This window comes from Novosphingobium sp. HR1a, assembly GCF_015594425.1.
Lineage (GTDB): Bacteria > Pseudomonadota > Alphaproteobacteria > Sphingomonadales > Sphingomonadaceae > Novosphingobium > Novosphingobium resinovorum_A.
Genome location: NZ_JABXWS010000141.1, coordinates 1 through 1,280, shown reverse-complemented (window position 1 = coordinate 1,280; position 1,280 = coordinate 1). Strand labels below are relative to the sequence as shown.

Here is a 1,280-nt window from a genome sequence, read left to right as displayed (position 1 = left end):
AGGACTGATCGGCAAGGCATCATGGAAAAATCAGACGTCGTCATCGTAGGAGCGGGACATGGGGGAGCGCAGTGCGCGCTCGCCCTGCGCCAGAACGGGTTCACCGGAACCATCACCGTCATCGGCCGCGAGCCGGAGCATCCTTACGAGCGGCCGCCGCTTTCGAAGGAATACTTCGCGCGCGAGAAGACCTTCGACCGTCTCTACATCCGCCCGCCGACGTTCTGGGCCGAGAAGGAGGTGACCTTCAGGCTCTCCACCGAAGTCACCAAGGTGGACGCCGAGGCGAAGGAACTGACGCTCTCGAACGGCACGACCTTCGGTTACGGCAAGCTGGTCTGGGCGACCGGCGGCGATCCGCGGCGCCTGTCGTGCGGCGGCGCCGAGCTGGCTGGCGTCCACGCCGTGCGCACCCGCGAGGACTGCGACACGCTGATGGCCGAGGTCGATGCGGGAACGCGCAACATTGTCGTCATCGGTGGCGGTTACATCGGGCTGGAGGCAGCGGCGGTGCTGTCGAAGATGGGGCTGAGCGTGGTCCTGCTCGAAGCCCTGCCGCGCGTGCTGGCGCGCGTCGCGGGTGAGGAACTGTCCGAATTCTACCAGAAGGAACACCGCGATCACGGAGTCGATCTGCGCACCGGCGTGGCGGTGGAATGCCTTGAGGGCGACGGTCACCGGGTAACGGGCGTGAAGCTGGTCGATGGCGAGGTCATCCCGGCCGAGGCGGTGATCGTCGGCATCGGCATCGTGCCCGCCGTCGGCCCGCTGATCCTGGCGGGCGCCTCGGGCGCGAACGGCGTGGACGTGGACGAGTTCTGCCGCACCTCGCTGCCGGACATCTACGCGATCGGCGACTGCGCGGCCTTCGCCTGCGATTATGCAGGCGGCACGGTGATGCGCGTGGAATCGGTGCAGAACGCCAACGACATGGCGACGTGCGTGGCCAAGGCGATCTGCGGGGACGAAAAGCCTTACAAGGCGTTCCCTTGGTTCTGGTCGAACCAGTATGATCTCAAGCTGCAGACGGCGGGGATCAACATGGGCTTCGACCAGACGGTGACGCGCGGCGACGTCGAGGGGCGCAGCTTCTCGGTGGTTTACCTCAAGCAGGGCAAGGTCGTGGCGCTGGACTGCGTGAACATGGTCAAGGACTACGTGCAGGGCCGCAAGCTGGTTGAGGCAGGCGCGACGCCCGATATTGGGCGCCTCGCCGACGCGGGCGTGCCGCTCAAGGAACTGGTGTGAGGATGACGTCGTCCCGGACCCGATCCGGGACC

The 1,280-nt window shown here is 66.4% G+C and carries 1 protein-coding gene; it reads left to right on the top strand.

The features are described from left to right. The first annotated feature begins 21 nt into the window (after positions 1–21). Positions 22–1,248 carry an NAD(P)/FAD-dependent oxidoreductase gene (locus tag HWN72_RS30660; RefSeq protein WP_211152320.1) on the top strand — a complete coding sequence of 409 codons (1,227 nt, stop codon included), beginning with the start codon at positions 22–24 and terminating at the stop codon, positions 1,246–1,248. Positions 1,249–1,280: the final 32 nt, after the last annotated feature.

Coding starts and splice junctions, on each gene's coding strand:
- HWN72_RS30660 (WP_211152320.1), top strand. CDS start 22: ATGGAAAAATCAGACGTCGTCATCGTAGGAGCGGGACATGGGGGAGCG.